Source organism: Streptomyces sp. NPDC059853 (assembly GCF_042731495.1).
Lineage (GTDB): Bacteria > Actinomycetota > Actinomycetes > Streptomycetales > Streptomycetaceae > Streptomyces.
This window is the reverse complement of the sequence record NZ_JBHWJL010000061.1, coordinates 1-22,391: the sequence shown is the minus strand read 5'-3', so window position 1 is coordinate 22,391 and position 22,391 is coordinate 1. Positions and strand designations below refer to the sequence as shown.

Here is a 22,391-nt window from a genome sequence, read left to right as displayed (position 1 = left end):
GCCCCGGCCACGGCCCTACAGGTGCGGGGCGATGGACGGCAGCAGGTCCTGGAAGGTCCGCCCGGAGGCGGGCTCGCCGATGGCCGTCATCCGCCACTCGCCGTCCCGCCGGCTGACCTTGGCCATGATCTGGCCGGTGTACGCGCCGCCGCCGGCCAGCGTGCAGCGGGCCAGTTCCTCGCCGGTGTTCTCGTCGACCAGCCGGCAGAACGCGTTCTCGACCTCGGTGAAGGTCTGGCCGGTGAACGAGTTCACCGTGAAGACGATGGTGTCGATGTCGTCCGGCAGCCGGGCGAGATCGACGACGATCGATTCGTCGTCCTCCTGTCCCGCGCCCCCGGTGAGATTGTCACCGGTATGGATCACCGAGCCGTCGTCACTGGTGAGCTTCTGGAAGAAGACCACATCGCGCGACTCGGTCCCCGCGTACAGCACGGCCGAGGCGTCGAGGTCGATGTCCCCGCCGCCGCCGAGCATCTTGCTGAAGAACCCGCGCCGCGCCGCCTGCCAGCCCAGGCCCATCCGGACGGCGGACAGCCCGCCGCTCCCGGACTTCACGAGACTGACGGCCTGCCCCTTGGACAAATTGACGCCCACAACAGCTCCCCTTCCTTGTCAGGCGACTCCGGTAAAGAAAGAGTCAAGGGCGACGCTAGCGCAGGCCCACCTCGCGCATCTGACGGAGTTCCTTCTTGAGATCGGACACCTGGTCCCGCAGCCGTGCCGCGACCTCGAACTGCAGCTCGGCGGCGGCGGACCGCATCCGCTCGGTGAGCTGCTCGATGGTCTCCGCCAGCTCGGCGGCGGGGCGCTCGGTCAGCTCCCCGGTACCCTCGGCCGCGCCCTTGCGGGCGGCCTGCTTGGCCGGCACCGGCGCCTTGCCCTTGCGCTGCTCCCCGCCCTGCCGGTAGCCGGTGCCCAGCAGATCGTGGGTGTCGACCTCCTCGCGGGCGATGGAGGCCACGATGTCGCCGATCTTCTTCCGCAGCGGCTGCGGATCGATGCCGCGCTCCTCGTTGTACGCGATCTGCTTGGCGCGGCGCCGGTTGGTCTCCTCGATGGCCCGCTCCATGGCGGCGGTGATCCGGTCGGCGTACATGTGCACCTGCCCCGAGACGTTACGGGCCGCGCGGCCGATCGTCTGGATCAGCGAGGTGCCCGAGCGCAGGAAGCCCTCCTTGTCGGCGTCCAGGATCGCCACCAGGGAGACCTCGGGGAGGTCCAGGCCCTCCCGGAGCAGGTTGATGCCGACCAGGACGTCGTACTCACCGGCCCGCAGCTCGCGCAGCAGCTCCACCCGGCGCAGCGTGTCCACGTCACTGTGCAGGTAGCGGACGCGGATGCCCAGCTCCAGGAAGTAGTCGGTGAGGTCCTCCGCCATCTTCTTGGTGAGCGTGGTGACCAGCACCCGCTCGTCCTTGTCGGTGCGGGTGCGGATCTCGTGCACCAGGTCGTCGATCTGGCCCTCGGTGGGCTTGACCACCACCTCGGGGTCCACCAGGCCGGTGGGCCGGATGATCTGCTCCACCACACCGTCGCCGCGGGACAGCTCGTAGGAGCCCGGGGTGGCCGACAGGTACACCGTCTGGCCGATCCGCTCCAGGAACTCCTCCCACTTCAGCGGCCGGTTGTCCACGGCCGACGGCAGCCGGAAGCCGTGGTCGACCAGGGTGCGCTTGCGCGAGGAGTCGCCTTCGTACATCGCGCCGATCTGCGGCACGGTGACGTGCGACTCGTCGATGACCAGCAGGAAGTCGTCGGGGAAGTAGTCGAGCAGGGTGTGCGGCGGGGATCCCGGCTCGCGGCCGTCGACGTGCAGCGAGTAGTTCTCGATGCCGGAGCAGGTGCCGATCTGCCGCATCATCTCGATGTCGTAGGTGGTGCGCATCCGCAGCCGCTGGGCCTCCAGCAGCTTGCCCTGCCGCTCCAGGACCTCCAGACGCTCGGCCAGCTCCCGCTCGATGCCGGCGATGGCCCGTTCCATCCGCTCGGGGCCGGCCACGTAGTGCGAGGCGGGGAAGACGTACAGCTGCTGCTCGTGGGCGATGACCTCGCCGGTGAGCGGGTGCAGGGTGGAGAGCGCCTCGATCTCGTCGCCGAACATCTCGATCCGGACGGCCAGCTCCTCGTAGACCGGGAAGATCTCGATGGTGTCCCCGCGCACCCGGAAGGTGCCGCGGGTGAACGCCACGTCATTGCGCGTGTACTGGATGTCGACGAAGCGGCGCAGCAGCGCGTCCCGGTCGATCTCCTCGCCGACCTTCAGCGGCACCATGCGGTCCACGTACTCCTGCGGGGTGCCCAGGCCGTAGATGCAGGAGACGGACGCCACGACGACCACGTCGCGCCGGGTGAGCAGCGAGTTGGTGGCGCTGTGCCGCAGCCGCTCCACCTCCTCGTTGATCGAGGAGTCCTTCTCGATGTAGGTGTCCGTCTGCGGGACGTACGCCTCGGGCTGGTAGTAGTCGTAGTACGACACGAAGTACTCGACGGCGTTGTTCGGCAGGAGCTCGCGGAACTCGTTGGCCAGCTGGGCGGCCAGCGTCTTGTTGGGCGCCATCACCAGGGTGGGGCGCTGGACCCGTTCGATCATCCAGGCCGTGGTGGCCGACTTGCCGGTGCCGGTGGCGCCCAGCAGGACGACGTCCTTCTCGCCGCCCTTGATCCGCCGCTCCAGGTCGGCGATGGCCGCCGGCTGGTCGCCGCTGGGCTGGTAGGGGCTGACGACCTCGAAGGGCGCCACCGTACGTTCGATGTGGGAAACGGGCCGCATGACCCCACCGTACGACTCGGCACCGACAATCGGCTCCGGAGCGCTGTCCGGCCCCGTGGGGTGACAGATTGTCGCTACCTGTTCAGCCCCACGTCACCATCTTTCGGTCTGACGCGGTCTTCTGCGGGGAAAAGATCATTACGTCCTACCAACCGACGCATAGGAGTCAATGTGTCGAAACGCCCCGGATCGGCGGTCGCGGCCGCGGCCCTCGGTGTCATCACGCTTCTGCTCACCGTGATCCCCGCCGGCGGCGCCGCTGCCGCTCCGGCGGCGGACGCACCCGTCACCACCGCCACCGCCACTCCGCTGATCGTCGCCCATCGCGGTGCTTCCGGCTACGCCCCCGAGAACACCCTGGTGGCGGCCGACGAGGCCGCCCGTCTCGACACCGAGTGGGTGGAGATCGACGTCCAGCGCACCAGGGATCACGAGCTGATCGCGATGCACGACACCACCCTGGCGCGCACCACCAACGTGGCGGCGGTCTTCCCCGACCGCTCGCCGTGGAACGTCCGCGACTTCACCGCGCGCGAGATCGCCCGGCTGGACGCGGGCAGCTGGTTCGGGGACGAGTTCGTGGCCGAACGGGTACCGACCTTGCGGCAGTATCTGCACCGGCTGAGCGCGAACGACCAGAAACTGCTGCTGGAGATCAAATCGCCCGAGCTGTACCCGGGGATCGAGCGGCAGATCCTGACCGAGCTGAACCGGGCCGGCTGGCTGACGGAGGCGTACCCGGGCGAGCGGGTGGTGCTCCAGAGCTTCAGCGGCGACTCGGTGCGCAGGGTGCACGAGCTGGCACCGGACGTGAAGACGGGCTTCCTGGGCACCCCGCCGGTGGCGGAGCTGCCGTACTACGCGGAGTTCTCCGACCAGATCGGCCCCCGGTACACGGACCTGACCGCCGAGTACGTCGCGGCCATCCAGGCGGTGGACGGGGTGCACGGCGAGCCGCTGGAGGTGAACGCCTGGACGATCAACGACGGCCCGACGGCCGCCCGGATCGCGGGGCTGGGCGTGGACGGGATCATCACCAACTTCCCCGACGTGGTCCGGGAGGCCATCGGCGGCTGAGCGGGCACCGGGGGCGGACATGGCGGCGCCCCGCCGGGCACCTGTGCGGTGTCCGGCGGGGCGCGGTCGGGTGGGCGCGGTCGGGTCAGACCGTGGCGCCCTTGCTGTGCAGGAAGGCCATCGGGTCGACGGCGCTGCCGTAGTCGGGAGTGGTCCGGATCTCGAAGTGCAGGTGGGGGCCGCTGCTGTTGCCGGTGTTGCCGGACTCGGCGATCTTGTCGCCGGTGTTCAGCTTCTGGCCGACCTTCACGTCGATCTTGTTCAGGTGGGCGTACTGCGAGTAGGTGCCGTCACCGTGCTTGATCACGATGGCGTTGCCGTAGGCGGGGCCGTCACCGGCGCCGTTGCCGCCGGCCTTGACGACGGTGCCGCTGTGCACGGCGCGGACGTCGGTGCCCACCGGTACGGCGAAGTCCTGGCCGCTGTGCTTGCTGGCCCAGCGGTCACCGCTGTTGCCGAAGGTCGCGGTGAGGCCGTAGTCGCCGCCGATCGGGCTGACCCAGGAGTTCTGGGTCGCGGTCACGGCGTCGGCCTGGGCGCCGGTGGAGTCGGCGAGCTGGCTGGCGGTGTGGGCGGCGAACAGGTCGGGGGTCTGCTGGGAACCCTCGGCGGCCGTCGCCACGCCCACCGTCAGGATCGCCGATGCGCCGACTCCGGCGGCCAGCACGGCGGCCCGGGTGCGGACACGGGAGACCTTGGCGATGCGGTTCGTGATGCGGTTCGACATTCGGGGATTACCTCGCGAAGCTCGGGGAAATTCGACCATCGGCCGGGACAACACCCATTCGTAGTGGCCGATTCCCGGGCATTCAAGCGGTGCTTTTACTAGGCCGGGGCGTAGAAAGGGAAAAGGAAAAAGGTCCCTTCCGGCGCCTCGGAATCACCGGCGTCCCGCCATCGCCTCACCGCCCCGCCGGCCGGCGCCCTGGCCTGGCGCTCCGGGGCGGGAGCCGGACCCCCTTCCAGAATTCCCGGCTTCCCCCCGGCCGGAATTCCCTGGCGGCCGGGACGAAAGTCCCGGCCTTTGGTCACATTTCTCTCCTAAGCCCGCTCGTATACCGCGTGGGGGCTGTGTCGAGGGCCACAGGAAAGTGTCCTCAATTCTGCGGTCCCGCCCTTTCAGGGACCCGGGACGCCAGCGGATCGAGCCGGGTGAGGAGCCCGGTGAAGAGCGTCAGCGGCAGCGGCACGACGAGGGTCGGCATCAGGTCCCGACCGGTGCCCGGGTGTCGAGTGCGCTGAGGCTGTGCGCGTGCACCGGCGTCGCCGCCATGCCGGTGTGGTGCGGGGTGACGATGCCCGAGCCGAGGGCCGGCGCCCCCGGCACCAGCCCCCCTCGCGGCGGACCGTGGCCCCCCGGACAGGGCGCGTACGGTGCAGCGCCGGCCCGGCGCGGCGCCCAGGAGCGCCATCGGGCAGCCCAGCACGGGCGTGAGCGTTCCGTAGCTGAGGCGATCGACGGTCACGTCGACGGCACCGGTCATGGCTCCCCCACCCGGGCCGGATGGCAGGATGCCCAGGCGAAACGATCAGATACGTCACGCCTGTGATCACAGTGAGCTCAAGGGCAGTCCGTGACGGGCCCGGCCCTTCCGGCCGGGCCCCGCCTCACCGCCAGCCGTGCCGCGCCTGGAGGCTGTGCACCACGCTCTGGTACCTGGCCCGGTCCAGTGCGCACGCCTCGCGCCGCATGCCCTGCGGGTGCACCCGCAGCACCCGCTCCAGATCCACCCAGGACTCCCGCCCCGAACGGTCCCAGGGGCCCGCTCCGAGCGGGAACCACTCCGGGTCCCCGTCCCGGTCCTTGCTGCTCAGCTGCACCGCGAGCACGGTGCCGCCGTCCTCGCGGGCCACCACCAGCACCGGGCGGTCCTTGCCCCGGCCGTCGTTCTCCTCGTACGGCACCCAGGTCCACACGATCTCACCCGGGTCCGGGTCGCCGTCGAACTCCGGCGCGTACGCCGTGCGCACCACGCCGAGCGACCCCGCCCGCACCTCGGTGGTCCCGGTGGGACCGCCCCTCCCGTGTACCTCATCCGCATCGATCGTCATACCGTCACGCTATCCCTGCCGGCCCTGTTGTCAGTGCCCGCCCTTACGTTGTGCCCACTGACGCGAACGACGCCACGGCAGGGGAGATCAGCATGTCCACCACCACGTATCTGGAGCTGTCCGAAGACGGCGGCGGAGCCCACAAGTTCTACGAGGTGACGGTGGACGGCACGACGGTGAGCGTGCGGTACGGGCGGATCGGTGCCGCCGGGCAGCTGAAGACCCAGCAGTTCCCCAGCGTCGCGAAGGCCCAGGCGGCAGCCGCGAAGAAGGTCGGCGAGAAGGTCCGCAAGGGCTACGCGCCCGCCGTCCCCGGCGGTCGCGCCGCCCGGTCCGTGACCCGCCGTCAGGTCTCCTCCGCCCCCTCCACCGCCCGCTCGGTGGCACCGGTGCTGTGGCGGTTCCGCACCGACGCCGCGGCGTTCGGCATCCACATCGACGAGGACCGCTGCTGGGTGGGCAACCAGAACGGCGACGTCCACACCCTGGGGCACGACGGCGAGGTGCTGGCCCGCTACCGGCTGCCCGACGGCGTGAAGTGCCTGGTCGCCGACGACTTCTGGATCTACGCCGGCTGCGACGACGGCACCGTCTACGACCTGTCCTCCAAACTCCCCTTCGCCGCCTACGAGATAGCCGCCGACGTCGACATCTTCTGGCTCGACATCCACGAGGGCGTCCTCAACGTCGCCGACCGGCAGGGCGGGCTGACCGTCATCGACCACGAGGACGAGTTCCAGTGGTCGCGCCGGAGCACCGGCGACCACGCCTGGATGGTGCGGCGCGACGACCGGGCCGTCTACCACGGGCACGGCGGCGGGGTCACTGCCTACGCCCCCGACGGCTCCGGCGAGCTGTGGCACACCGGCACCCGGGGCGCGGTGCTCTTCGGCTGGCAGGAGGACCGCTCGGTGTACGCGGGCACCGACCGGCGCGTGGTGCAGCGGCTCGCGAAGGACAGCGGCCGGATCGAGGCCACCTACAGCTGCGACTCCGTCGTCTACTCCTGCGCCACCGCACCCGGCGGCCGGTACGTCTTCGCCGGGGACGCCTCCTCCTCGGTCTACTGCTTCGCCGAGGACGGCACCCGGCTGTGGAAGCTGGGCACCGGCGCCGGCTCCGCGCTGTCCATGCAGTACCGCGACCAGAAGCTGTACATCGTCACCACCGACGGTTCGCTGGCCTGCATCGACGCCGGGGAGGCGGCCATCGCCGACGCCCAGCGCGGCACGGTGCCCACCGCCCGCGACATCAAGTCGGCGGCGGGCACCCCCACCTACACACCGGCCCGCACGGCCGAGGCCGTGGAGCTGGTGACCGCCGTCCCGGCCGGCGGCGTGGTCGTCGCGTGCGTACGGGACGGCTCCCGGCTGCGGATGCGCGTCACCACCCCGGGGTACGCCCCGGAGTGGAACGTGCAGTTCCCCCGCCACCTGCGCGAGGCGGGCGCCCGGTACGTCGTCGACGCCGTGCACGCCTCCGCCGGCGGCTTCTACCGGGTGCAGGGCGAGATACGCCGCCTCGGCTGAGCCGCGGCACGAAGGGGGGTGTCCCGCACCCATGGGGACCGCGGCCCTCCCGCGACAGCCGGGTCATCCCTAGGTTGCGGATGCCGGCTTTCCCGTCACCGGGACGGAAGCCTTGAGCACAGCAACCACTGCTCTCCGGGAGACACACATGCGGTACACCCCTCAGGAGGAATCCAACCTGGCGGTCGTCGAGGCTGCTCTGGACGCGGGGGCGGAGGATTTCACGAGGTTCTTCACCGAGATCTTCACCGAGTCCACGACCTGGACGATCGCCGGCCACGGACCTGTCGCCGGTGAGTACAACGGCCTCGACGACCTGCACGAGAACGCGGAGAAGGCGCTCTTCGACCGACTCGACGGGCCTCTGGCGATCACACCGCGAGGCCTGTGGGCCGACGGCGACGACGTCATCGTCCGCATCGACAGCAGGGGCCGTGCCCGCGACGGCGAGCCGTACCACAACGGATATCTCTACATCCTGACCATGAAGGACGGCAAGGTCGTCTCCGGCATCGAGTGGCTCGACCTGCACGCCTACTACGACATCGTCGAGCGGGTCGCGGTCTGAACAGGCCCCGGGAGCCCCGCTCGCGGGAACGGATCACAGCGGGCCGCGACATCACGCCGCCCGCTGTGGTCGCGGACCCCGGCAGGGTTGCCGGGTCGGAGGACTCCTCCACGCCGCCCGGGCCGGGAGCCGGACGGCCGGCCCGGGCGCGATCAAGGCATGGTCGCCTCGGCGTCAGGGCTCAGGCTGCCGAGCAACTGCAACGACTCCTCTGTCGTGCTTCCTCGTCGCGCGTCACAGACGAGGAGGTGCAGGCCCTGCGCCGCGGGGACGACGAAATCGTGGTATTCGAGCGTGAGCGGCCCGACGGCAGGATGCAGAAGCCTCTTGGTCTTATGGCTTTTGCCGATGACGACCTGCGCGTCCCACATCTCCGCGAAGTCCGCGTCGCCGTCGGCGAGGTGATCGACAAGATCCTGAATACCGGCGCGCACCGAGGCCTTGCCCCACGCCTGGCGGAGTGCCCCCACGGTCTCCAGCGCGACGCGCTCCCAGTCGACATAGAACGTCCTCGCGAAGGGATCGAGGAACATCATCCTGGCGAAGTTGTCCACGGATGCGAAGCCCTGATAAAGCAGCCGGCCGAGGGAGTTCGCCGCGAGGATCTCCTGCCCCTCGTGGTAGACGAACGCGGGATTCATGGACCACCGGTCGAGAAGCCCTCGCAGCTCGACCGATACGTCCGCGCTGAGCGGCGATCGCTGCTGCATCACATCCGCACCGGCCAGTCGGTAAAGATGCAGACGCTCGTCCTCACTCAGTCGGAACACGCGGCACAGGGCGTTGAGCAATTGCGGCGAAGGACTCGATTCACGGCCCTGCTCAAGGCGCGTGTAGTAGTCGATGCTCACTCCGGCGAAGGTCGCGACTTCCTCGCGCCGCAGTCCTGTGACGCGCCGCTGTCCCCGTGCCAGGCCCAACGACTCGGGCTCGATCGCCTCGCGGCGTCTGCGCAGATAGACGCCGAGTTCGTTCCTCACGCGCCGAGCAGTGCCAGCCATGGAGAAATGATAGGACCGAGCGTGCCCTGCGGGCGGCCCCCGAGGTGCGGCGCAGCACTGCGAGCGCGGGGAGGATGGGCGGGAACGTGTCCTGGTGCACGGTGCGCCGGCCGGGACACCACCTCACGCTTCATGGGGCCCACCAGGGTGGAACGCGGTGTCCGGTCGGTGTGCGGCCGGTGTCCGGCCGGGCGCGGGTGCCCGGCCGCACACCGACCGGACGGGCCCGGGCTAGTCGTCGTACCGCACCCCGTTCAGCCGGTCCCGCTCCGCCTGGGCCTGCACCGGCAGCTCGGGATCCCAGTCGGAGGCCCGGGGCGGCTCCGGGCCGTCCGGGCCCACCCGCACCAGTCGCTCCAGCCGCATCACCCGGTAGTGCCGGTCGCCGATCCTGGCCTCGTCCCACCGGGTGTACGCCAACTCGTCGGCTCCCGCCCGCAGGCGGGCCACCAGCCCCGGATCGTCCTCGTGCAGCATCGGCGCGACCTCCCGCAGATAGGTCACCAGCGAGTCCCTGATCGCCTGCGGGGTGTCCGCCCCGCCCGTCATCGGCGTCCAGCGGCCCTCGGTGAACTCGGTGATCGCGAACACCGGGGGCAGCAGCACCCCGCCCGGATGGCTCTGGAGTGCCCGCAGCGAATCCGCCCGCACATCGTGCGGCACCCGCGAGGACGGATAGACGAAACTCAGCAGATCGATCCGCAGCATGCCCTCGGACATCCCGGTGGCCGCCGCGGGATCGATGAGGAAGCCCCGGGTACGCGACCTGGCCCGGTACCCCTCCCCCGGCCGCATCGGATCCGGATCGCTGGGCCGGGGCGGCTCGGGACCGTCCGGACCCATCCGGATGAACATGTCACCCCGGGCGATCCGGAACCGGCACTCCCCCACCCGCAGTTCGTTCAGCTTCTCCCAGTCCATCCGGCGGGCCCCGGTCAGCCACAGCCGCTGCGCCTCGCGGTCCTTCACCGCCACGGCCTCCGCCGCCCGCACCCGGCACTCGCGGGCCAGCTCGTCCCGGCAGCCCTGCGGGTTGCCCTCGTCGGCGACGATCACCCGCCAGCGACCGTCGGCCTCCTGCTCCACCAGGGCGAACATCGGCCCCCGCCCCATGATGTCCGGATAGGTGTCCCGCGCACGCCAGGCCTCCGTATCGGAGATCACCGAGACCGGATCGTCGAACCGCGCCATGCTGATGACACGGTGGGGCTCGGGAAGTTCCGCTTGGTCATCGCTCATACCCGCATTGTGGTAGCCCCGTCGGCCACATCGCAGCGGATCAGCCCCGGATCATCCTCCCGGGGGTCAATCCGCCCGGTACACCGCCCGGGGCTTCGGCGTCTCCGTTACCCTCACCGCCCCGGCTCCGGGATCCGCTCCACCCAGCCGTCGGGCTCCACTTCGCCAGGTTCCCGGCCGGCGCCGGGATCGCCTCCCCCAGCGCCTCGTTCCGATGGCGGTGGCGGTAGGTGACCGACCGGGGACGGAGCCGGCCGCCGGGCTGTCCTGCCCCGGCGGCCGGACCCGTACCCCGTCTTGCCCCGCCGGTCAGCTCTCCCGCTGCCGCGGCCGGATCAGCACGTAACCGGCCACGCCCGCGATGGCGCCGAGCACGCCGCCGGCCGCCGTCCATACCCAGCGGTCGCTCCACCACGAGCCCATCCAGCCGGACTCGGGCTCGGCGACGGCCACCGGCTGGACGCCGGTCACGGTGTCGTCACTGTCCTCCGCCGCCTCCGGGTCCGCCTCCAGATCGACGACGGCCCCGGCCCGGGCGGCCGGGATCAGCGGCTCCGACAGTTCGCCGCCGCCGGCCCGCGCGCCCCCCGACTCGGTGGCGGTGACCCGCACCTGGGCGGAGACCCCGAGCCCCAGGTCGCGCTCCGGCAACTCCACGACGGTCAGCCGCAGATAGTACGCGCCGGGCAGCGGATCGTCCGCCCACGGCTCGGACCAGGGCTTGACCGGGCGCAGGGTGCAGCTCAGGTCGATGGAAGCGGCGTCCTCGGCCGCCGTCACCGTCTGCTGCCCCTCGGTGCACGCCTGGCGGCGGCGCAGCCCGTCGTACACGTCGAGCTGCCAGGTGACCGGGCCGCTGCGCAGGGCGGCGTCCGGCAGGGTGACCGTGGCCTCGGCCGTGGCGGTCTGTCCCGCGCCGGCCGGGAACGTCCAGTACAGGTAGTCGCCGGTGGAGGCCATGGCGGTGGCGGTCTCGTCCTGGCCGATCACCGTGGCGGTGCGGAAGCCGGTGCCCGCCTCCTGCTGCGGGGCGTCGTCGGCCGCGGCCGTGCCCGCGCCGGCGAGGAGGAGTCCGGTCAGCGGCAGCAGCACCGCGGCCCGGAGCGTACGTCGCAGTCCCTGTCGCATCAGTGGGCCCTCCCCAGCGCGATCCCCATCCGGACCAGCAGGCCCCACAGCACGCCGGCGACCAGGCCGACCACCGTCAGCAGCACCAGCGGCACCCAGCCCCGGGCGAGGCCGAAGGCGGCCACGTCCGAGGGGTTGTCGGGGCCGGCCACCACGTCGACGGACAGTTCCACCGGCAGACCCGGGGTGCGCGGCTGGCCCTCGGGCACCGAGAAGGAGTTGGAGACCTCCAGGCAGACCGGGACCGATGCGGAGGTGTCGCCCTCCTCGGGCTCGGGCAGCGGGTAGCGCAGCCCGGTGGACATCACATCGGTCCGGCCGTGGCCGGCTCCGGTGCCGCGGGTCAGCTCCTGGCCGTCCTCGCTCACCGCGCGCAGCAGCACCCCGTGGTCGGGGTCCATGGCGCGGTCGGCGGCGACGCTCACCGAGGCCCGCAGTTCCTGGCCGGGGCGCACCGGCACCCGGTACCAGCGGGGCTCGCCGAACTCGGCGCGGTCGGTGTAGACACCGGCGCCGAGCAGCGGCGCGTCGGCGCACTGGGGGGCGCCCTCGACGGCGGCCGGGTTCTCGACGGGCACATCGGCGCGCCGGACGAGTTGTCCGATCCGGTCGGCGAGCTGGTCGGCGTCCTGGACGGCGGTGTAGGTGCCGCCGGTGGCCTCCGCGATGCAGCTCAGCTGCTGGCGTACGGCGTCGTCCAGGGTCAGGCCGAGGGTGTCCACCACCAGGTGGGTGCCCTTGGCGGCCAGTTCACGGGCCACCACGCAGGGGTCGGGCTGGCCGCAGGAGTCCTCGCCGTCGGTGATGAGGACGATCCGGCGGGTGCCGGGGTCGTCACCGAGGTCCTTGTCGGCCTCGCGGAGCGCGTAGCCGATGGGGGTGAAGCCCGTGGTGGGGCGGAGCGTGGCGACGGCGGTCTTGGCCTCCAGCCGGTCGACGGGGCCGACCGGGTAGAGCTGGTCGCTGTCGACGCAGCCGGCGACCTGGTCGTCGCCGGGGTTGCCGGCGCCCAGGGTGCGGATGCCGAGGTACACCTCTTCCGGCATCGCGTCGATGACCTCGTTGAACGCCTGTTGTGCGGCGGCGATCCGGGACTGGCCGCCGGCCATGTCGCGTTCGCTCATGGAGCCGCTGACGTCGAGGACGAGTTCTACGCGGGGCGGCGGTTGGCCCTCGGTCACCGCGCCGTCGGCGAGCGCGCCGGGCGCGAAGGCGCCCGCCATCAGGACGGTCAGCAGCCCGGTGAGGGCAACCGACCACTTTCTTATGATCATTGGCGGATCTTATTGACCGTCAGGTGTTCACCTCAAAACGAGCGGTCGCTTGCCGGTCTCGGCACCGGGACCAGCGCTACCTTGTCGGACATGACTGCCGATAACCCCGGGGCGCTGCCCGCGACGATGCGGGCCTGGACGGTCGCCACCCCCGGCCGGCTGGACCCGGCCGAGCTGCCGGTGCCCCGCCCCGCCGCCGGTGAACTGCTGGTGCGGGTACGGGCCTGCGGGGTGTGCCGTACCGATCTGCACGTCCGGGACGGGGAGCTGCCGCCGCACCGGACGCCGGTGGTGCCGGGGCACGAGGTGGTCGGCGAGGTGGTGGCGGCCGGGCCGGGCGCCACGGGCTACGCGGTGGGCGCGCGGGTGGGCGTCCCGTGGCTGCGGCACACCTGCGGCCGGTGCCGGTTCTGCCGCGGCGGCCGGGAGAACCTGTGCCCGGAATCCCGGTACACCGGCTGGGACGCGGACGGCGGCTACGCCGAGTACACCACCGTCCCGGCGGCCTACGCCTATCCGCTGCCCGAGGGGTACCCGGACACGACGCTGGCCCCGCTGCTGTGCGCGGGGATCATCGGCTACCGCGCGCTGCGCCGTGCCGACCTGCCGCCGGACGGCCGGCTCGGCCTGTACGGTTTCGGCGGCTCGGCGCACCTGACGGCCCAGGTGGCCCTGGCCGAGGGCGCCACGGTGCACGTCCTCACCCGCTCGCCCGCCGCCCGGCGGCTGGCCCTGGAACTCGGCGCGGCCTCGGCGCGCGACGCCCGGGACGCGCCGCCCGAACCGCTGGACTCCGCGATCCTGTTCGCCCCGGTGGGCGATCTGGTCCCCACCGCGCTGACGGCCCTGGACGCGGGCGGCACCCTGAGCATCGCCGGGATCCATCTCTCCACGATCCCCGCGCGGGACTACGAGCGGGAGCTGTTCCACGAGCGGACGGTGCGCAGCGTCACCGCCAACACCCGTGACGACGGGCGCGCCTTCCTGGCCGCGGCCCGGTCCCACGCGCTGCGCACCACCGTCACCCCCTACCCCTTCGCGGAGGCCGACCGCGCGCTGGACGACCTGGCGGCGGACCGGGTCAACGGCGCGGCCGTCCTGGTCATGTGAGGCCGGGCGGGCGGTGCGCCACCACGATGATCATGCCGTCGCTCTGCTCGGCGGCCGTGAACTCCGCCCAGTCCACCTGGGCGCCCATCGCGTGGATGCGGGCCAGGTCCGGGGGGAGTTCGCCGTGCCGCAGCAGATGGTCGCGGGTGCCGGCGTAGATGTGGGCGGCGGTGTATTTGGTGTGCTCGGTGATGTCGGTGATCTCGTCGATGACGAGCCCGGCGGCGTCCGCGAGGCCCGGGTACGCCTCGGCGCGGGTCATGGGGGCGGCCCGCCAGATGGCCAGCATCTCGGCGACCGCCCGGCGCTTGTGCTCGTCCTCCTCGGCCGGGCCACGCTCCACCAGGTCGGTGAGGACCAGCCGCCCCCCCGGGCGCAGCACCCGGGCGATCTCCGTCAGCGCCGCGCCCCGGTCGGGCAGGTGCACGATGGATTCGAAGGCGAGGACGGCGTCGAATGAGGCGTCCCGGTAGGGCAGGTCCATGGCGTCGGCCAGTTCGAAACGGACCTGGCCGGACAGCCCTTCGGCCTCCGCACGCGCCCCGGCCAGCGCGACGTCTCCGGCACTGATGGAGACGCCGGTCACCCGGGCGCCGCTGGCTTTGGCCAGCCGTACGCCGGGGCCGCCGGTGCCGCAGCCGAGATCGAGCACCTCGTCGCCCGGGCCGGCCCTGAGCCGGCTGATGAGCAGATCGGTGAGGCGGTCCCCGGCGGTGGCGAAGTCGCTGGTGTCGTCCGGGCCCAGCCAGTACCCGTAGTGCATGTTGCCACCGTAGATCTCGGTGATCGCCCGGTTGTTCGCGTCGTAGAACGCGCCCACCTCCTGCGGTGTGGGTGCTCCGGGCAGCCCGGTATCGGTGGTCTCCGGCATCGTGGTTCTCCCCCTCCTGGGCATCGGCCCCCCGCTCGCCGCCCCCAACCTGCCCGCCGGGCGGGCCGGGCAGTGCGGTGCGGCGCGGGATTCACCCGTACGGGGGTGCCGATTCCGGGAGTTGACGGAGGGGAGCAGAGCGGGTGCGGAGCCGGCGTCGGCGGCTCAGGCCATGGCGGGCTTGAGCAGCACCTTGGTCCAGCCGTCGTCGCGCCGGTCGAAGTGCTGGTACGCGTCGGGAGCCTCGCGCAGCGGCAGCCGGTGCGAGACCAGGAAGCTCGGGGTGGCCCGGCCGGCGATGATCATGTCGCGCAACTGCCGGTTGTAAGCCTTGACATTGGCCTGCCCGGTGCCCATCCGCAGCCCCTTCTCGAAGAAGCGGCCCATGGTGAAGAGCAGTTCGCCGTGCCGGGCACTCTCCGACGGCCCGCCCGGGTCGGACGGGACGTAGAGGCCGACGACACCGAGGATGCCGGTGGGCCGCACGCTCTCGACGAGGGTGTTGAGCACCATCGCGGGCTGCTCCTCGCCCTCGCGCACGGTGGCCTGGTAGCCCACCGCGTCGATGCCCTTGTCGGTGCCCTCGCCGCCGGTGCGGTCCTTGATCTGCTCGGCCGGGTCGCCCTGGCTGTAGTCGATGGGAACCGCCCCGATGCGCTCGGCGAGCCGCAGCCGGTCCGGCTGGCGGTCCACCACGAACACCGTGGCCGCGCCGCGCAGCAGGGCCGAGTAGGCCGCCATCAGCCCGACCGGGCCGGCGCCGAAGACGCACACCGACTCGCCGGGCGAGACCTCGGCCATCTCGGTGGCGTGGTAGCCGGTCGGGAAGATGTCCGCGAGCAGCGCGAAGTCGTCCTCGTGCTCCTCGCCCATCGGCAGCTGGAGGCAGTTGAAGTCCGCGAACGGCACCCGCAGGTACTCGGCCTGGCCGCCCATGTACGGGCCCATCGAGACATAGCCGTAGGCGCCGCCCGCGAAGCCCTTGTTGACCGTCAGACAGAAGCCGGTCTTCCCGGCGAGGCAGTTCTTGCAGAAGCCGCAGGCCACATTGAACGGCATCACCACCCGGTCGCCCTTCTTGACCGTGGTGACGCCGGAGCCGACCTCCTCGACGATGCCCATGTTCTCGTGGCCGAACACGATGCCCGGCTCGGCTCCGGTACGCCCCTCGTACATATGGAGGTCGGAGCCGCAGATCGCCGCCGTCGTCACCCGGACGATGGCATCGTTCGGCGCCTGTATCCGGGCGTCATCGACATCCTGGACGGCGACGGAGAAGGGCTCCTGGTACACAACCGCCTTCACTGGGTCCTCCCTGCTGTGTGGCCCCCGACCGCTGGCTGCCATTCCTTTTGTCATATTAGGGTGTTATGTCTGGTACAGCCACATGGGTGTGAGCGGCAGGAAAGCACCAGAAGGGCGGCAGCGTGCCCGATCTGTCCGAGCAAGTCGTCGACCTCGCCAAACGCGGCGGCCGGGAGCCGGTGGTCGCCCAGACGCTCCGGTCCACCACGGCCGCCACCCTCTCCTACATCGTCGCGCTCTGGCTCACGAACGTCAGCGCCCCGCTGCTCGCCCCGCTGACCGCCCTGCTCGTCGTCCAGGTCACCCTCTTCGCCACCATCACCAGCGGCATCCGCCGGGTCACCTCCGTGGTGGTCGGCGTCGTCGTCGCGGCCGGCTTCAGCGCCATCGTCGGGCTGAGCTGGTGGAGCCTTGGCCTGCTGATCCTCTGCGCGCTCACGGTGGGCCATCTGGTGCGGGTGAGCGAGTTCGTCCCCGAGGTGGCCATCAGCGCCATGCTCGTGCTGGGCGTGGCCCAGGTGGCCGAGACCGCCTGGGACCGGGTGGCGGAGACCCTGATCGGCGCCGTCGTCGGCCTGCTGTTCAACGTGATCTTCGTGCCACCGGTATGGGTGCAGAGCGCGGGCGAGGACATCGAGGACCTCGCCGCCCGGATGCGCGACCTGCTGCTGCGCCTCGCCGAGCAATCCGAGACCCAGCGGCTGTCCGTCACCCGCGCCGAGCAGAAACTGGACGAGGCCCGGCAGCTCGACCAGGACATCACCACGGTGGACGCCTCCCTGCGGCAGGCCGAGGAGAGCCTGCGGCTCAACCCCCGGGTCAAGGAGGGCCTGCTGACCCGGATCGTGCTGCGCACCGGCCTGGACACGCTGGAGGTGTGCGCCGTCATCCTGCGCACCATGTCCCGCTCCCAGGCGGACATCGCGGCCCGGCGCACCGGCGAGCCGCTGGTCCCCCCGGAGGTCGGCCCTGCCCTGCGGGACCTGCTGGCCAACCTCGCCCGCGCCGTCGACAGCTTCGCCACCCTCATCACCAGCCAGGTCAACGAGGCGGCGGAGGAGGCGGAGGACAATCTGATCCGCGAACTGGAGGCCAGCCGCGCCAGCCGGGAACGGCTCGCGCAGCTGATGCTCACGGGCGTACGGGAGCACCCCCGGCAGTGGCAGTTCCACGGCTCGATCCTGGCCGAGGCGGACCGGATGCTGGACGAGCTGGACGTGGAGAAGCGGTCCCTGCGGGTGATGGAGGAACTGGACCGCTACTCGCGCGAGCGCCGCGACCGGATGCGGCGGCTGCGCCGCAAGGCCAGGATCCGGGTACGCAGCTCCCGGTAACGTCGGCGGACGACGATGCGCGGCGAGCGAGGGGACAGGTAGGGCCCATCCCGGTACAGCGCGGGCAGCGGCACGTACACGGTCCTGTGCGTGGGCCGCTCGGCGACCGCACCGCACCGCACCGGCCGTTCACCGCGACCCTCCCGTACGACACGTACCAGGTCGCGCTCGTCCCGCACCCCGACGCTCGCCCCCGTCCTGCGCGCCGGCCAGCGCTCCCCGGCCCGTACGAGGAGTGGAGCGCCGCGCTCGTCGCCGCCGATCCGGTGATCACCGATCACGGCATCACCGCCCTGCACCCGGCAGCCCTCGACCGCCCGCCCCTCGGCGCCTACGACGGCGCCCGGGGTGGTCGCGGACGGACAGCCCCATGGCCCGGCTGCTGGCACAGGTACCCCGGCTGACACGATCCGTGGTGCCCGACCCCTGCCGGAGCCCGGTGGTGCCGCGCCCGCGCCGGTGACCGCCTTCACCGTCGAGGCCACCCCCGCCGATGACGGGGTCCGGGTATCCCTCTTTCCAGCAGCGGCGGACGGCGCACCGGGCGACCACCTCGCGGCGGACGCCGACCCGGCCGCCCTCGGGCAGCTCCCGACCGCCGCCCCGCGCCACCGGCTCCCACGACTGGCCGCCCCTCGCCCGGGAGAAGCACCCGGCCTGCCGCACCGCCGCCGCGATCCTGGCTCCGGGCCGCTGTACGGTCCGCACCCGGGCCGGCGCCCGCCCGGCTGCTGTCATCGATCACCCACCCGGTACGCCCGCCGCCCCACCGGCGTCGAGCGCTTCCGCTGTGAGCTGCCGGCCCGCCATGTGCCGCGTGCCCGCCGTGCAGCGACCGCGATCAGCGGCTGCTCGACCCCGGGCCGGTCACCGCCCGCAGCAGGCGGGCCCGCGCTCCACCGGCAGCTGCCGCACCGTACGCGGCCGGGCGAGCCCCGCCCCGTACCGGTGCACATCGACGGTGTGGGCCTGTACGAGCTGCTCCACGCGGACCCGACCGCCCACCTCGCCGTGTACACCGTCCCCGGTCACCGCACCCGGATACGCCGCCCCCGGCGAAAATGCGTTACCGCCGCTCCCGCAAGCGTTCCTGCAACCGTTCCCACAGGCGGTCCACCTGGGCGGCCAGTTCCTCGCGCGTGCCGTCGTTCCGCAGCACCTCGTCGGCGATCGCCAGCCGCTGCTCCCGGCCCGCCTGGGCCGCCATCCGGGCCCGGGCGTCCTCCTCGCTCATGCCGCGCAGCCGGGTCAGCCGCTCCAGCCGCGTCGCGGGCGACGCGTCCACCACGACCACCAGGTCGTACTGGTCGGCCAGGCCGTTCTCGGTCAGCAGCGGCACGTCGTGCACCACCACGGATCCCTCGGGCGCGGCGGCCCGCAGCTGCGCGGAGCGGCGGGCGACCAGCGGGTGCACGATGGCGTTCAGCGCCGCCAGCCGCCCGGCGTCGGCGAAGACGATCCGGCCGAGCCCCGCCCGGTCCAGCGAACCGTCGGCGGCCAGCACGCCCGGCCCGAACTCCTCGACCACCGCCGCCAGCCCGGGGGTGCCGGGCTCCACCACCTCGCGGGCGATCCGGTCGGAGTCCACCACCACGGCGCCGTGTCCGGCCAGCAGCCGCACGGCCTCGCTCTTGCCCGCCCCGATCCCGCCGGTCAGTCCCACGCTCAGCATGCCCGCAGGCTACCCGCCCGGCGCCGTCAGCGGTCGCCGCCCTCGCCCTGCTCGCGCTCGGCCAGGAACCGTTCGAAGACCTCGCCCAGCTCGTCGGCGGACGGCAGTTCGGCCGGCTCCGCGACCAGCGAGCCGCGACTGGCCGCGCCCGCCAGCGCGTCGTACTGCTGCTCCAGGCCGCGCACCACCGCCACCAGCTCGGAGTCGCCCTCGGCCAGCTCCCGCTCGATCTCGTTCTGTGTCTTCAGCGCCCGGTTGCGCAGCGCGTGCGCCACCTGCGGCAGCACCAGACCCGTCGCCCCGGTGACCGCCTCCAGCACCACCAGCGCCGCGTCCGGGTACCGCGAGCGGGCGATGTAGTGCGGCACGTGCGCCGCCACCCCCAGCACATCGTGCCCGGCCTCGGCCAGCCGCAGCTCCAGCAGCGCCGCCGCGCTCCCCGGCACCTGCGCCTCGTCGAACATGCCACGGTGCGCGGGCAGCAGATCCGTGCGGTTGCCGTGCGGGGTGAGCCCCACCGGGCGGGTGTGCGGCACGCCCATCGGGATGCCGTGGAAGGTCACGGCCATCCGGACCCGCAGCCGCTCCACGATCTGCCGCACCGCCGCCGCGAACCGCTCCCACTCCACGTCGGGCTCGGGCCCGGACAGCACGAGGAACGGCTGGTGCGTCTCGTCGTGCACCAGGCGCAGGTCCAGGTGGGGCGTCTCGTACGACGTCCAGCGGTCGCGCCGGAAGGTCATCACCGGCCGGCGGGCCCGGTAGTCGATCAGCCGGTCGTGGTCGAAGCGCGCCACCGTGGTGTACGGGCGGCCGTCCAGCAGCTGTTCGATCAGCTGGCCGCCGGTCTCCCCGGCGTCCATGAAGCCGTCGAGGAAGTAGATCAGCACCGGCCCGGCGCCGTCCGCTCCGGTCGCGCTCTGCTCGGCGAGCCGCAGCCCCCGGGCGTCCCATGCGTACAACTCCTGCGGATCCCGCACCGTCACCGCACCCCTTCCGCTGTCTTGCGTGCACCGGACAGAACGCGCGGTGACACGACGGCATTCCCGGGGCAGCTTCCCATGTCCGGTACGGAACCGTCCGGCGGAGGGGGCGGTTCCGGCAGGGGCCGGGAACGCGACAGGGCCCGCACCCCGGTCGGGGTGCGGGCCCTGGGAGCCTCAGCCCGCCCTAGCGGGCGGGGTCAGCGGCGGTGAGCACTCAGCTCTGGCCGCCGGCCAGCTTCTCGCGGAGCGCCGCCAGCGCCTCGTCGGAAGCCAGCGCACCGGTGTCCTCGGCGCCCTCGGAGGAGTACGAACCCCCGCCGCCACCGCTGCCGGACTGCGGCGCCGGCACACCGGCACCCGCCGCCTCGGCCTCGGCCTGGGCGTCCGCCTCGCGGGACTTGACGACCTGCGCCTGGTGCTGCTCGAAGCGGGACTGCGCCTCCGCGTACTGGCGCTCCCACTCCTCGCGCTGCTTCTCGTACCCCTCCAGCCAGTCGTTGGCCTCGGGGTCGAAGCCCTCGGGGTAGATGTAGTTGCCCTGGTCGTCGTAGGACGCGGCCATGCCGTACAGGGTCGGGTCGAACTCGACGGCCAGCGGGTCGGCGCCGAAGTTCTCGTTCGCCTGCTTCAACGAGAGGCTGATCCGGCGACGCTCCAGGTCGATGTCGATGACCTTGACGAAGATCTCGTCGTTGACCTGGACGACCTGCTCCGGGATCTCCACGTGGCGCTCGGCCAGCTCGGAGATGTGGACCAGACCCTCGATGCCCTCGTCCACGCGGACGAACGCACCGAACGGCACCAGCTTGGTGACCTTGCCGGGGACGACCTGGCCGATCTGGTGGGTGCGGGCGAACTGCTGCCACGGGTCTTCCTGGGTCGCCTTCAGCGACAGGGAGACGCGCTCGCGGTCCATGTCGACGTCGAGGACCTCGACGGTGACCTCCTGGCCGACCTCCACGACCTCCGACGGGTGGTCGATGTGCTTCCAGGACAGCTCGGAGACGTGGACCAGACCGTCCACGCCGCCCAGGTCCACGAAGGCACCGAAGTTGACGATGGAGGAGACGACGCCGGAGCGCACCTGGCCCTTCTGGAGGGTGGTGAGGAAGGTCTGGCGGACCTCGCTCTGGGTCTGCTCCAGCCAGGCACGGCGGGACAGGACCACGTTGTTGCGGTTCTTGTCCAGCTCGATGATCTTGGCTTCCAGCTCCTTGCCGACGTAGGGCTGGAGGTCGCGGACGCGGCGCATCTCGACGAGGGACGCCGGCAGGAAGCCGCGGAGGCCGATGTCGAGGATGAGACCACCCTTGACGACCTCGATGACGGTACCGGTGACGATGCCGTCCTCGTCCTTGATCTTCTCGATGGTGCCCCAGGCACGCTCGTACTGCGCGCGCTTCTTGGACAGGATCAGGCGGCCTTCCTTGTCCTCCTTCTGGAGGACCAGGGCCTCGATCTCGTCCCCGACGGCGACGACCTCGTTCGGGTCCACGTCGTGCTTGATCGACAGCTCGCGGGAGGGGATGACCCCTTCCGTCTTGTAGCCGATGTCGAGCAGGACCTCGTCCCGGTCGACCTTCACGATGACGCCGTCGACGATGTCGCCGTCGTTGAAATACTTGATCGTCTCGTCGATCGCGGCGAGGAAGTCTTCCTCGGAACCGATGTCGTTGACCGCAACCTGCGGGGTGGTCACGGTGGTCTCGGTGCTGCTCGTCATGTGGTAAAGGGCTCCGGTACGGACAAGGTGTCGTAGGCACTACTACGCACGGGGCCCGTATCGCACTGCCGAAGCCGGACAGCCTGAGAAGCGCTCTCCGGAGGTGCCGCTTCCGAAAGCGCCTCGACAACCGAGGGGACATACAACAAGTGCGAGCGCGGCCTGCTCCGTCCGAGGCGCACAGGCCCGCAGCGCGTCTTATAGCATACGGGCGCATCTCAGCGGGGTCAATGCGTGCTTCGCCCCACCCCATGCGATATCCAGCCAAAACCGGCAGTTCACCGCCCGGCTGGGGCCAAGATCACCCTCTCGCCGGGCGTGGCGCGCCCCCGGTCGTACGCGCACGGCGCGCCGGGGTCCGTGCGGACCCGGGCGCGCCGTGCGGGATGCGGGGTGCGGCGATCAGATACGGCGGGTGGCGACGGCGGCGGTCTGCGTCACCGGGGTGCCGTCGCCGGTCGCGGTGCCGGAGTCCTTCCCGTCCTCGCCCCCGTCCGGGTCCGGGTCCTCGCCGTCGGGGTCGGTGTCCCCGTCCTCGGGGTCGTCGCAGCCCTCGTCCCCGTCCGCGTCCTCGTTCTCCTCGTCCTCGCCGGGCTCGTCGCCCGCACCGGACGGATCGGCGTCACCGGGCCGCCCGGAGTCCCCGGCGCCGGTGCGGGTGTCATCGGCGTCGTCCGCGCCGGTGTCCTCCTCCGGCTCCTCGTCGTCCGGGTCCACCGGGCACTCGGGCTGCTCGCCCGGGTCGTCCG

General features: G+C 71.8%; 20 protein-coding genes and 1 pseudogene. 6 read left to right on the top strand and 15 right to left on the bottom strand.

Going from position 1 to position 22,391, the window contains the following annotated elements; all coding sequences use genetic code 11:
* Positions 1 to 15: 15 nt before the first annotated feature.
* Positions 16 to 597 carry a TerD family protein gene (locus ACFV5N_RS09725; protein WP_385596475.1) on the bottom strand — a complete coding sequence of 194 codons (582 nt, stop codon included), beginning with the start codon at positions 595 to 597 and terminating at the stop codon, positions 16 to 18.
* A gap of 55 nt (positions 598 to 652) precedes the next feature.
* On the bottom strand, positions 653 to 2,773 hold the full coding sequence (gene uvrB / locus ACFV5N_RS09720; protein ID WP_385596472.1) for an excinuclease ABC subunit UvrB: 2,121 nt from the start codon (positions 2,771 to 2,773) through the stop codon (positions 653 to 655).
* 171 nt (positions 2,774 to 2,944) lie between these two features.
* Here uvrB and ACFV5N_RS09715 point away from each other — a divergent pair, with 171 nt between their 5' ends.
* Positions 2,945 to 3,850: a glycerophosphodiester phosphodiesterase gene (locus ACFV5N_RS09715; RefSeq protein WP_385596469.1), complete on the top strand. Its 906-nt coding sequence runs from the start codon at positions 2,945 to 2,947 to the stop codon at positions 3,848 to 3,850.
* Between the two features lie 85 nt (positions 3,851 to 3,935).
* On the opposite strand, the gene ACFV5N_RS09710 is transcribed toward ACFV5N_RS09715, so the two are convergent.
* The 3 genes from ACFV5N_RS09710 to ACFV5N_RS09700 all read right to left on the bottom strand — a co-directional run bounded on the left by ACFV5N_RS09710 (position 3,936) and on the right by ACFV5N_RS09700 (position 5,902).
* The gene (locus ACFV5N_RS09710) at positions 3,936 to 4,577 is read right to left on the bottom strand and encodes a M23 family metallopeptidase (RefSeq protein ID WP_385596466.1); all 642 of its coding nucleotides are present in this window, start codon (positions 4,575 to 4,577) and stop codon (positions 3,936 to 3,938) included.
* Between the two features lie 477 nt (positions 4,578 to 5,054).
* Positions 5,055 to 5,177: a hypothetical protein gene (locus ACFV5N_RS09705; RefSeq protein WP_385596463.1), complete on the bottom strand. Its 123-nt coding sequence runs from the start codon at positions 5,175 to 5,177 to the stop codon at positions 5,055 to 5,057.
* A 281-nt stretch (positions 5,178 to 5,458) separates the two neighbouring features.
* Positions 5,459 to 5,902, bottom strand: coding sequence for a type II toxin-antitoxin system PemK/MazF family toxin (locus ACFV5N_RS09700; protein ID WP_385596460.1), 444 nt, complete (start codon positions 5,900 to 5,902; stop codon positions 5,459 to 5,461).
* A gap of 92 nt (positions 5,903 to 5,994) precedes the next feature.
* Here ACFV5N_RS09700 and ACFV5N_RS09695 point away from each other — a divergent pair, with 92 nt between their 5' ends.
* A complete protein-coding gene (locus tag ACFV5N_RS09695; RefSeq protein ID WP_385596458.1) occupies positions 5,995 to 7,431 on the top strand; it encodes a WGR domain-containing protein in 1,437 nt (478 codons plus the stop codon).
* A gap of 148 nt (positions 7,432 to 7,579) precedes the next feature.
* A complete protein-coding gene (locus ACFV5N_RS09690) occupies positions 7,580 to 7,999 on the top strand; it encodes a nuclear transport factor 2 family protein (protein ID WP_385596456.1) in 420 nt (139 codons plus the stop codon).
* 152 nt (positions 8,000 to 8,151) lie between these two features.
* Here the strand turns inward: ACFV5N_RS09690 and ACFV5N_RS09685 are convergent, their stop codons facing one another.
* From ACFV5N_RS09685 to ACFV5N_RS09670, 4 genes are all read right to left on the bottom strand, one after another.
* Positions 8,152 to 9,000 carry a helix-turn-helix transcriptional regulator gene (locus ACFV5N_RS09685; protein WP_385596453.1) on the bottom strand — a complete coding sequence of 283 codons (849 nt, stop codon included), beginning with the start codon at positions 8,998 to 9,000 and terminating at the stop codon, positions 8,152 to 8,154.
* A gap of 231 nt (positions 9,001 to 9,231) precedes the next feature.
* On the bottom strand, positions 9,232 to 10,239 hold the full coding sequence (locus ACFV5N_RS09680; protein WP_385596451.1) for a DUF5954 family protein: 1,008 nt from the start codon (positions 10,237 to 10,239) through the stop codon (positions 9,232 to 9,234).
* Positions 10,240 to 10,548: 309 nt separating this feature from the next.
* Positions 10,549 to 11,367: a hypothetical protein gene (locus tag ACFV5N_RS09675; RefSeq protein WP_385596449.1), complete on the bottom strand. Its 819-nt coding sequence runs from the start codon at positions 11,365 to 11,367 to the stop codon at positions 10,549 to 10,551.
* On the bottom strand, positions 11,367 to 12,641 hold the full coding sequence (locus tag ACFV5N_RS09670; RefSeq protein ID WP_385596447.1) for a VWA domain-containing protein: 1,275 nt from the start codon (positions 12,639 to 12,641) through the stop codon (positions 11,367 to 11,369). The genes ACFV5N_RS09675 and ACFV5N_RS09670 overlap by 1 nt, the downstream gene beginning before the upstream one ends.
* Before the next feature lie 126 nt (positions 12,642 to 12,767).
* On the opposite strand from ACFV5N_RS09670, the gene ACFV5N_RS09665 reads away from it, so the two are divergent.
* The gene (locus tag ACFV5N_RS09665) at positions 12,768 to 13,751 is read left to right on the top strand and encodes a zinc-dependent alcohol dehydrogenase family protein (protein WP_385596479.1); all 984 of its coding nucleotides are present in this window, start codon (positions 12,768 to 12,770) and stop codon (positions 13,749 to 13,751) included.
* On the opposite strand, the gene ACFV5N_RS09660 is transcribed toward ACFV5N_RS09665, so the two are convergent.
* Both ACFV5N_RS09660 and ACFV5N_RS09655 read right to left on the bottom strand, forming a co-directional pair.
* On the bottom strand, positions 13,744 to 14,622 hold the full coding sequence (locus tag ACFV5N_RS09660; RefSeq protein WP_385596444.1) for an SAM-dependent methyltransferase: 879 nt from the start codon (positions 14,620 to 14,622) through the stop codon (positions 13,744 to 13,746). The two genes, ACFV5N_RS09665 and ACFV5N_RS09660, sit on opposite strands and share 8 nt — an antisense overlap.
* 165 nt (positions 14,623 to 14,787) lie before the next feature.
* The gene (locus ACFV5N_RS09655; protein WP_385596442.1) at positions 14,788 to 15,927 is read right to left on the bottom strand and encodes a glutathione-independent formaldehyde dehydrogenase; all 1,140 of its coding nucleotides are present in this window, start codon (positions 15,925 to 15,927) and stop codon (positions 14,788 to 14,790) included.
* Between the two features lie 122 nt (positions 15,928 to 16,049).
* On the opposite strand from ACFV5N_RS09655, the gene ACFV5N_RS09650 reads away from it, so the two are divergent.
* Positions 16,050 to 17,261: an aromatic acid exporter family protein gene (locus ACFV5N_RS09650; protein ID WP_385596439.1), complete on the top strand. Its 1,212-nt coding sequence runs from the start codon at positions 16,050 to 16,052 to the stop codon at positions 17,259 to 17,261.
* Positions 17,262 to 17,347: 86 nt separating this feature from the next.
* Entirely contained in the window at positions 17,348 to 17,665 is a 318-nt protein-coding gene (locus tag ACFV5N_RS09645; RefSeq protein ID WP_385596436.1) for a hypothetical protein, read from the top strand.
* 662 nt (positions 17,666 to 18,327) lie between these two features.
* Here the strand turns inward: ACFV5N_RS09645 and coaE are convergent.
* The 4 genes and pseudogenes from coaE to ACFV5N_RS09625 form a co-directional block, all read right to left on the bottom strand.
* A complete protein-coding gene (gene coaE, locus ACFV5N_RS09640) occupies positions 18,328 to 18,933 on the bottom strand; it encodes a dephospho-CoA kinase (RefSeq protein ID WP_385596434.1) in 606 nt (201 codons plus the stop codon).
* 26 nt (positions 18,934 to 18,959) lie between these two features.
* Positions 18,960 to 19,913: a PAC2 family protein gene (locus ACFV5N_RS09635; RefSeq protein ID WP_385596477.1), complete on the bottom strand. Its 954-nt coding sequence runs from the start codon at positions 19,911 to 19,913 to the stop codon at positions 18,960 to 18,962.
* Positions 19,914 to 20,133: 220 nt separating this feature from the next.
* A complete protein-coding gene (rpsA, locus tag ACFV5N_RS09630) occupies positions 20,134 to 21,642 on the bottom strand; it encodes a 30S ribosomal protein S1 (protein ID WP_385596431.1) in 1,509 nt (502 codons plus the stop codon).
* 402 nt (positions 21,643 to 22,044) lie between these two features.
* Positions 22,045 to 22,391, bottom strand: a pseudogene (locus ACFV5N_RS09625) (hypothetical protein); the annotation flags it as partial.

Coding starts and splice junctions, on each gene's coding strand:
- coaE (WP_385596434.1), bottom strand. CDS start 18,933: ATGCTGAGCGTGGGACTGACCGGCGGGATCGGGGCGGGCAAGAGCGAG.
- ACFV5N_RS09710 (WP_385596466.1), bottom strand. CDS start 4,577: ATGTCGAACCGCATCACGAACCGCATCGCCAAGGTCTCCCGTGTCCGC.
- ACFV5N_RS09685 (WP_385596453.1), bottom strand. CDS start 9,000: ATGGCTGGCACTGCTCGGCGCGTGAGGAACGAACTCGGCGTCTATCTG.
- ACFV5N_RS09680 (WP_385596451.1), bottom strand. CDS start 10,239: ATGAGCGATGACCAAGCGGAACTTCCCGAGCCCCACCGTGTCATCAGC.
- ACFV5N_RS09695 (WP_385596458.1), top strand. CDS start 5,995: ATGTCCACCACCACGTATCTGGAGCTGTCCGAAGACGGCGGCGGAGCC.
- rpsA (WP_385596431.1), bottom strand. CDS start 21,642: ATGACGAGCAGCACCGAGACCACCGTGACCACCCCGCAGGTTGCGGTC.
- uvrB (WP_385596472.1), bottom strand. CDS start 2,773: ATGCGGCCCGTTTCCCACATCGAACGTACGGTGGCGCCCTTCGAGGTC.
- ACFV5N_RS09660 (WP_385596444.1), bottom strand. CDS start 14,622: ATGCCGGAGACCACCGATACCGGGCTGCCCGGAGCACCCACACCGCAG.
- ACFV5N_RS09690 (WP_385596456.1), top strand. CDS start 7,580: ATGCGGTACACCCCTCAGGAGGAATCCAACCTGGCGGTCGTCGAGGCT.
- ACFV5N_RS09675 (WP_385596449.1), bottom strand. CDS start 11,367: ATGCGACAGGGACTGCGACGTACGCTCCGGGCCGCGGTGCTGCTGCCG.
- ACFV5N_RS09670 (WP_385596447.1), bottom strand. CDS start 12,641: ATGATCATAAGAAAGTGGTCGGTTGCCCTCACCGGGCTGCTGACCGTC.
- ACFV5N_RS09665 (WP_385596479.1), top strand. CDS start 12,768: ATGCGGGCCTGGACGGTCGCCACCCCCGGCCGGCTGGACCCGGCCGAG.
- ACFV5N_RS09700 (WP_385596460.1), bottom strand. CDS start 5,902: ATGACGATCGATGCGGATGAGGTACACGGGAGGGGCGGTCCCACCGGG.